This is a genomic window from Streptomyces misionensis (assembly GCF_007896895.1).
GTDB lineage: Bacteria > Actinomycetota > Actinomycetes > Streptomycetales > Streptomycetaceae > Streptomyces > Streptomyces misionensis_A.
Map to the genome: position 1 here is coordinate 21,943 of NZ_VOGW01000175.1, position 7,216 is coordinate 29,158.

General features: G+C 70.4%; 7 protein-coding genes. 4 read left to right on the forward strand and 3 right to left on the reverse strand.

Features of this window, described 5'->3' with window-relative positions; translation table 11 throughout:
- The 4 genes from FRZ03_RS29180 to FRZ03_RS29195 all read left to right on the forward strand — a co-directional run bounded on the left by FRZ03_RS29180 (nt 1) and on the right by FRZ03_RS29195 (nt 3,411).
- Nucleotides 1-918, forward strand: a complete 918-nt coding sequence (locus FRZ03_RS29180; protein WP_070027814.1) for a F0F1 ATP synthase subunit gamma — start codon at nt 1-3, stop codon at nt 916-918.
- Complete coding sequence (atpD, locus tag FRZ03_RS29185; protein WP_070027812.1) at nt 919-2,355, forward strand: F0F1 ATP synthase subunit beta; 1,437 nt, start codon at nt 919-921, stop codon at nt 2,353-2,355.
- Between the two features lie 110 nt (nt 2,356-2,465).
- The gene (locus tag FRZ03_RS29190) at nt 2,466-2,840 is read left to right on the forward strand and encodes a F0F1 ATP synthase subunit epsilon (RefSeq protein WP_037656493.1); all 375 of its coding nucleotides are present in this window, start codon (nt 2,466-2,468) and stop codon (nt 2,838-2,840) included.
- 124 nt (nt 2,841-2,964) lie between these two features.
- On the forward strand, nt 2,965-3,411 hold the full coding sequence (locus FRZ03_RS29195) for a DUF2550 domain-containing protein (protein ID WP_070027806.1): 447 nt from the start codon (nt 2,965-2,967) through the stop codon (nt 3,409-3,411).
- Nucleotides 3,412-3,470: 59 nt separating this feature from the next.
- On the opposite strand, the gene FRZ03_RS29200 is transcribed toward FRZ03_RS29195, so the two are convergent.
- The 3 genes from FRZ03_RS29200 to FRZ03_RS29210 all read right to left on the reverse strand — a co-directional run.
- On the reverse strand, nt 3,471-5,309 hold the full coding sequence (locus FRZ03_RS29200; RefSeq protein ID WP_146468091.1) for a glycoside hydrolase family 18 chitinase: 1,839 nt from the start codon (nt 5,307-5,309) through the stop codon (nt 3,471-3,473).
- A gap of 126 nt (nt 5,310-5,435) precedes the next feature.
- Nucleotides 5,436-6,077, reverse strand: coding sequence for a response regulator (locus FRZ03_RS29205; protein ID WP_146468092.1), 642 nt, complete (start codon nt 6,075-6,077; stop codon nt 5,436-5,438).
- On the reverse strand, nt 6,074-7,216 hold a 1,143-nt coding region (locus tag FRZ03_RS29210), incomplete at its 5' end, for a sensor histidine kinase (RefSeq protein ID WP_146468093.1). The genes FRZ03_RS29210 and FRZ03_RS29205, both read right to left, overlap by 4 nt.

Genomic DNA, 7,216 nt, shown 5'->3' on the forward strand with positions numbered 1-7,216 from the left:
ATGGGAGCCCAGCTCCGGGTCTACAAGCGTCGCATCCGATCCGTCAGCGCGACCAAGAAGATCACCAAGGCGATGGAGATGATCGCCGCCTCGCGTGTCGTCAAGGCACAGCGCAAGGTGGCGGCCTCCACGCCGTACGCGACCGAGCTGACGCGCGCGGTCACGGCGGTCGGTACGGGGTCGAACACCAAGCACCCGCTCACCACGGAGGCCGAGACCCCGACCCGTGCCGCGGTCCTGCTCCTCACGAGCGACCGCGGTCTGGCCGGCGCCTTCAACTCCAACGCCATCAAGGCCGCGGAGCAGCTGACCGCGCGCCTGGAGCGCGAGGGCAAGCAGGTCGACACGTACATCGTCGGCCGGCGCGGTGTCGCCCACTACAACTTCCGTGAGCGCAAGGTCGCGGAGTCGTGGACGGGCTTCACCGACGAGCCGTCGTACGCGGACGCCAAGAAGGTGGCGGCGCCCCTGATCGAGGCCATCGAGAAGGACACGGCCGAGGGCGGCGTGGACGAACTCCACATCGTCTTCACCGAGTTCGTCTCGATGATGACGCAGACCGCGCTGGACGCACGGCTGCTTCCGCTGCGCCTCGAAGAGGTCGCCGAGGAGACGAAGCACGAGGGCGAGATCCTTCCGCTCTACGACTTCGAGCCCTCGGCGGAGGACGTCCTCGACGCCCTCCTGCCGCGCTACGTGGAGAGCCGTATCTACAACGCGCTGCTCCAGTCGGCCGCCTCGAAGCACGCCGCCACGCGGCGCGCGATGAAGTCGGCCACCGACAACGCGGGCGAGCTGATCAACACGCTGTCCCGCCTTGCCAACGCGGCCCGCCAGGCCGAAATCACCCAGGAAATCAGCGAGATCGTCGGTGGCGCGAGCGCCCTGGCCGACGCGACCGCGGGGAGTGACCGATAAATGACCACCACTGTTGAGACCGCGACGGCTACGGGCCGCGTCGCCCGGGTCATCGGCCCGGTCGTCGACGTGGAGTTCCCCGTCGACGCGATGCCGGACATCTACCAGGCGCTGCACGTCGAGGTGGCCGACCCGGCCAACGCCGGCGAGAAGAAGACGCTGACCCTGGAGGTCGCCCAGCACCTGGGTGACGGCCTGGTCCGCACCATCTCCATGCAGCCCACCGACGGCCTGGTCCGCCAGGCCCCGGTCGTCGACACCGGCGCGCCGATCTCGGTGCCGGTCGGCGACTTCACCAAGGGCAAGGTGTTCAACACCCTCGGTGAGGTGCTGAACGTCGACGAGCAGTACGACGGCGAGCGCTGGCCGATCCACCGCAAGGCCCCGAACTTCGACGAGCTCGAGTCGAAGACCGAGATGTTCGAGACGGGCGTCAAGGTCATCGACCTGCTCACCCCGTACGTCAAGGGCGGCAAGATCGGTCTGTTCGGCGGCGCCGGCGTCGGCAAGACGGTGCTCATCCAGGAGATGATCTACCGTGTCGCCAACAACCACGACGGTGTCTCCGTGTTCGCCGGTGTCGGTGAGCGCACCCGTGAGGGCAACGACCTCATCGAGGAGATGACCGACTCGGGCGTCATCGACAAGACCGCGCTGGTCTTCGGTCAGATGGACGAGCCCCCGGGCACCCGTCTGCGCGTCGCGCTGGCCGGCCTCACCATGGCCGAGTACTTCCGTGACGTCCAGAAGCAGGACGTGCTGTTCTTCATCGACAACATCTTCCGCTTCACGCAGGCCGGTTCCGAGGTCTCCACCCTGCTCGGCCGTATGCCGTCCGCGGTGGGTTACCAGCCGAACCTGGCCGACGAGATGGGCCTCCTCCAGGAGCGCATCACCTCGACCCGCGGTCACTCGATCACCTCGATGCAGGCGATCTACGTCCCCGCCGACGACCTGACCGACCCGGCCCCGGCGACCACCTTCGCCCACCTCGACGCGACGACGGTTCTCTCCCGTCCGATCTCGGAGAAGGGCATCTACCCGGCCGTGGACCCGCTGGACTCCACGTCCCGCATCCTGGACCCGCGCTACATCTCGGCGGACCACTACAACGCGGCCATGCGCGTGAAGAACATCCTGCAGAAGTACAAGGACCTCCAGGACATCATCGCGATCCTCGGTATCGACGAGCTCGGCGAGGAGGACAAGCTCGTCGTCCACCGTGCCCGTCGCGTGGAGCGCTTCCTGTCCCAGAACACCCACGTCGCCAAGCAGTTCACCGGCGTGGACGGTTCGGACGTGCCGCTGGACGAGTCGATCGCCGCGTTCAACGCGATCTGCGACGGCGAGTACGACCACTTCCCGGAGCAGGCGTTCTTCATGTGCGGTGGTCTTGAGGACCTCAAGGCCAACGCCAAGGAGCTGGGCGTCTCCTGAGCCCCGTGCTCTTGTGAGGGGGCGGGCGCGTCCCGCCCCCTCCGCAACGCCCACTAGAATTGACCCCAACACCCGGCGCCCCTGCCGGGTGGTGACCCGAGGAGCCACCCTTGGCTGCTGAGCTGCACGTCGAGCTGGTCGCCGCGGACCGCCAGGTCTGGTCCGGCGAGGCCACCCTGGTCGTCGCGCGCACCACCTCCGGCGACATCGGCGTCATGCCCGGTCACCAGCCGCTGCTCGGTGTGCTGGAGTCGGGCCCGGTGACCATCCGTACGAGTGACGGCGGCACGGTCGTCGCCGCGGTGCACGGCGGTTTCGTCTCGTTCGCGGACAACAAGCTGTCGCTGCTGGCCGAGATCGCCGAGCTGTCGGACGAGATCGACGTCCAGCGCACCGAGCGGGAGCTCGAACGCGCGAAGGCGGAGGGCGATGCCGCCGCCGAGCGCCGTGCGGACGTCCGGCTTCGTGCGGCGACGGCGCGCTGACACCGCGCACCGTGTGATGACGTAACCTCAGCCGCGGCTGGGACCTCAGGGTCCTGGCCGCGGCTGAGGCAGATCCGGGTGTTTTTTCCGTTCCGTTACCTAGGAGACGAGGAGGTCGGTGCCGATGGTCCTCGCTCTGACTGTGTGCGGGATCGTGGTCGCGCTCGTGGTGCTGGGGCTGTTCCTGTTCGGCCTGCGGCGCCGGCTGATCCAGCGTTCGGGCGGGACCTTCGACTGTTCGCTGCGCTGGGACGTGGCCGACAAACCGGATGCCGGCGGCAAAGGGTGGAGTTACGGCGTCGCCCGCTACAACGGTGACCGGATCGAGTGGTACCGGGTCTTCTCCTACGCCGTGCGCCCCCGCCGGGTGCTGGAACGCGCCCTGATCGAGGTGGCCGGGCGCCGGCTGCCGGAGGGCGAGGAGGAACTGGCGCTGCTGTCCGACGCGGTGGTCCTCGCCTGTACCCACCGGGGCACCCGCCTCGAACTCGCGATGAGCGAGGACGCGCTGACCGGATTTCTCGCGTGGCTGGAGGCGGCGCCGCCCGGCCAGCGGGTGAACGTGGCGTAATCGCGTCGCCCCTCTCCCGGACGCCGGGAGAGGGGCGATGTCGTGCGGAGCCGTCCGGCTCAGAGGTTGCTGCTGATGGCGTTCACCAGCTCGCCGTCGCTGGTGTCACCGCTGAACTCCCAGAAGAACGCGCCGCCCAGGCCCTGGGTCTTGGCCCAGCTCATCTTCCCGGCGATGGTCGACGGGGTGTCGTACGACCACCAGTTGGTGCCGCAGTGGGCGTACGCGGTGCCCGCGATGGTGCCGGTGACCGGGCAGGACGACTTGAGCACCTTGTAGTCCTCGATGCCCTGCTCATAGGTGCCGGTCGCCGGACCCGTGGCCGTGCCGCCCGGGGCGTCCTGGGTGACGCCGGTCCAGCCTCGGCCGTAGAAGCCGATGCCGATGAGCAGCTTGGTGGCGGGCACGCCGGCCGCCTTGTACTTGGCGATCGCGTCGGCGGTGGTGAAGCCGGCCTGCGGGATGCCGCTGTACGAGGTGAGCGGGGAGTGCGGGGCGGTGGGGCCCTTCGCGTCCCAGGCGCCGAAGAAGTCGTACGTCATCACGTTGTACCAGTCGAGGTACTGGGCGGCGCCCGCGTAGTCGGTGGCGTCGATCTTGCCGCCGTTGGAGCCGTCGGCGGAGACCGCGGCGGTCACCAGCTTGCTGCCGAACTTGGCGCGCAGCGCGGCCGCCACGTTCTTGAAGGCCGCGGGACCGCTGGTGTCACAGGTCAGGCCGCAGGCGTTGGGGTACTCCCAGTCGATGTCGATGCCGTCGAAGACATCGGCCCAGCGCGGGTCGTTGACCAGGTCGTAGCAGGACTGGGCGAAGGCCGCCGGGTTCTTGGCCGCGTCCGCGAAGCCGCCGGACCACGTCCAGCCGCCGAAGGACCAGATCACCTTGAGGTTCGGGTACTTGGCCTTCAGCTCGCGCAGCTGGTTGAAGTTGCCGCGCAGCGGCTGGTCCCAGGTGTCGGCCACGCCGTTGACGGCCTGGTCGGCGGTGAACGCCTTGTCGTAGTCGGCGTAGGAGTCGCCGATGGCGCACTTGCCGCCGGTGATGTTGCCGAAGGCGTAGTTGATGTGGGTGATCTTGGCGGCGGAGCCGGAGGTCACCAGGTTCTTCACGTTGTAGTTGCGGCCGTAGATGCCCCAGTCGGTGAAGTACCCCATCTTGATCTTGCCGCTGGTCGGCGGGGGAGTGGTGCCGCCGCCCCCGGTGGTGTGCACGGCGACCGCGGCGCTGACCGGGCCGGTCTGGCCGGCGGTGTCACGGGCCTGCACGGAGTAGGAGTAGTCGGTGCCGGCGGTGAGCCCGGTGTCGGTGTACGAGGTGCCGGTCACGGTGGCGACGACCTTGCCGTCGCGCAGCACGTCGTAGTTCTTGACGCCCTTGTCGTCGGTGGCCGCGCCCCAGGTCAGCTTGACCGAGGTGTCGGTGATGCCGGAGGCGGTCGGGGTGCCGGGGGCGCTCGGGGCGGCGTCGCCCGGGACCGAGGTGCCGTCGCAGCTGTCGCCGTTGAGCGTGCAGTTGCTCGGGGAGCCGGGGCCGGAGCCGTTGAAGCCGAAGCTCACGGAGGCGCCGGGGGCGAGGGTGCCGTTGTAGGACTTGTTCTTCGCCGTCCAGTGGTTGCCGGAGTTGGTGACGTCGGCGTCCCAGGCGGAGGTGACGGACGTCCCCGAGGGGAAGTCCCACTGGACGGTCCAGGAACTGATGCTGGCGGTGCCGGAGTTCTTGATGGTCCACTGACCGCCGAACCCGGTTCCCCAGTCGCTGGACTTGGTGAAGCTGGCGGTCACACCGCTCGCCGCCGTGGCGTCGCTCGCGGCCGGGGCGGGGCTCGCGAGAGAGACCAGTCCGGCCAGGGGGAGTATCAGGGTCGCGAGTCCTGCCGCGGCTCTGTGTCTGAAGCGCACGCTGCGCCTCCCTTGGTAGTGGGGGTGACAGGGGGCATGACTGAGCCTTCATGCCCACGGTGCCCCGAGGGTAGAAAGGTCTGGACCACGGGTCAATAGGTCTGGACCAATCTGGCCGTAGCGCGCCTAGGCGCCCAACTCGTGCGCCAGAACCGCCGCTTGGACGCGGCTGCGCAGCCCGAGTTTGCCCAGCAACCGGCTGACGTGGGACTTGACCGTGCCCTCCGCCATCTCCAGGCGCAGGCCGATCTGCGCGTTGGACAGCCCCTCGCCGAGCAGCGAGAGCACTTCGCGTTCACGCGGGGTCAGCCCCGCCAGTACGGCGGGGTCCGGCCGGGCGCCCGGCCCCGGTCCGGCGGCGAACTCGGCGATCAGCCGCCGGGTCACGGCCGGTGCCACGATCCCCTCGCCGCGCGCCACCGTGCGCACCGCGTCGATCAGGTCCCTGGCCTCCGCGCTCTTCAGCAGGAACCCGGCCGCCCCGGCCCGCAGCGCCCCGAAGACGTACTCGTCCAGGTCGAACGTGGTCAGCACCAGGACGTCGGCGAGTCCTTCCGCCGCGATCAGCCGGGTCGCCGACACCCCGTCGAGGCGCGGCATCTGGACGTCCATCAGCACCACGTCGGGCCGCAGCTGTCGGGCCAGCGCGACGGCCCCTTCGCCGTCCGCGGCCTCGCCGGCCACCTCGATGCCGGGGGCGCTGCGCAGGATCAGCACCAGTCCGGCGCGGACGGCCGACTGGTCCTCGGCGACCAGGACACGGATCATGCGGGGGCCTCTCCTTCGCGGGCGTCGGTGTCGTCGGCCAGGGGGAGCGCGGCGCACACGAGCCACCGGTCGCCGTCCGGGCCCGCGCTCAGGGTGCCCCCGAGCAGCGCGGCCCGCTCCCGCATCCCGGGCAGCCCGGCGCCCGAGCCGGGGGCGCGGGACGCCGCGTCCGGCCGGTAGGGGCTGCTCACCCGGACCCGCAGGGCACCGTCCGCCTGGCGCAGCGCGACCCGGACGGGGCCCTGGGCCGCGTGCTTGAGCGCGTTGGTCAGCGACTCCTGCACGATCCGGTAGGCGGCCAGTTCGACGGGCGCCGGGACGGTGCCGTGCCCGGCGTCCAGGGTGACGTCCAGGCCGCCCGCGCGGGCGCCGTCGACCAGCGCGCCCAGGCCGTCGAGCGTCGGCGTGACCGCGGGCTCGATGTCGCCGCTGCTGTCCCGCAGGATGCCGATCAGCCGCCGCATCTCGGCCAGCCCGGCGACGCTGTTCTCCCGGATCACGGTGAGGGCCTCGCGGGAGGCGGCCGGGTCGTCGAGGGAGAGGGCGGCCGTGGAGTGGATGGCGATGGCCGACAGATGGCCCGCGACCATGTCGTGCAGTTCCCGTGCCACCCGGGCCCGTTCGGCGGTGACCGCCTGGGTCCGGTCCATCTCCGCGAGCAGCGCGGTCTGTTCGGCCCGCAGCCGGGCGGCCTCGGCGGCCTCGTGGTGGTTGCGCACCAGGGCCCCGGTGGCGGCGGGACCGAAGGAGACGACGGCACAGCCGAGGCCGACCAGGATCGCCTGGGGCTCGCCCCACCAGACGAGGAAGCCGAGCGTCACCCCGAGGCTGACCAGCCCGGTGGTGACCGGGATGCGGCGGGCGGCGGCCGGTGAGCCGTAGAGCACGGCCGTGTAGGCGAGATCGGTGAACATCAGGATCGTCGCCACGTTGCCCGGGGTGAACATGTCGAAGACGAGGGCGAACGTGCCGCACACGAAGGCGAACTGGGGTCGTGTGCGGCGCAGCAGTTCGAGCCCCGCCGTCACCACCAGCGGGATCAGCCCCCACCGCGCGTCGAGCACCCCGCTGCCCGAGGTGTGCAGCCCGAGCGCCCACAGCACCACCCCGCCCGCCAGCCCGGCGCCGGCGAGGTACAC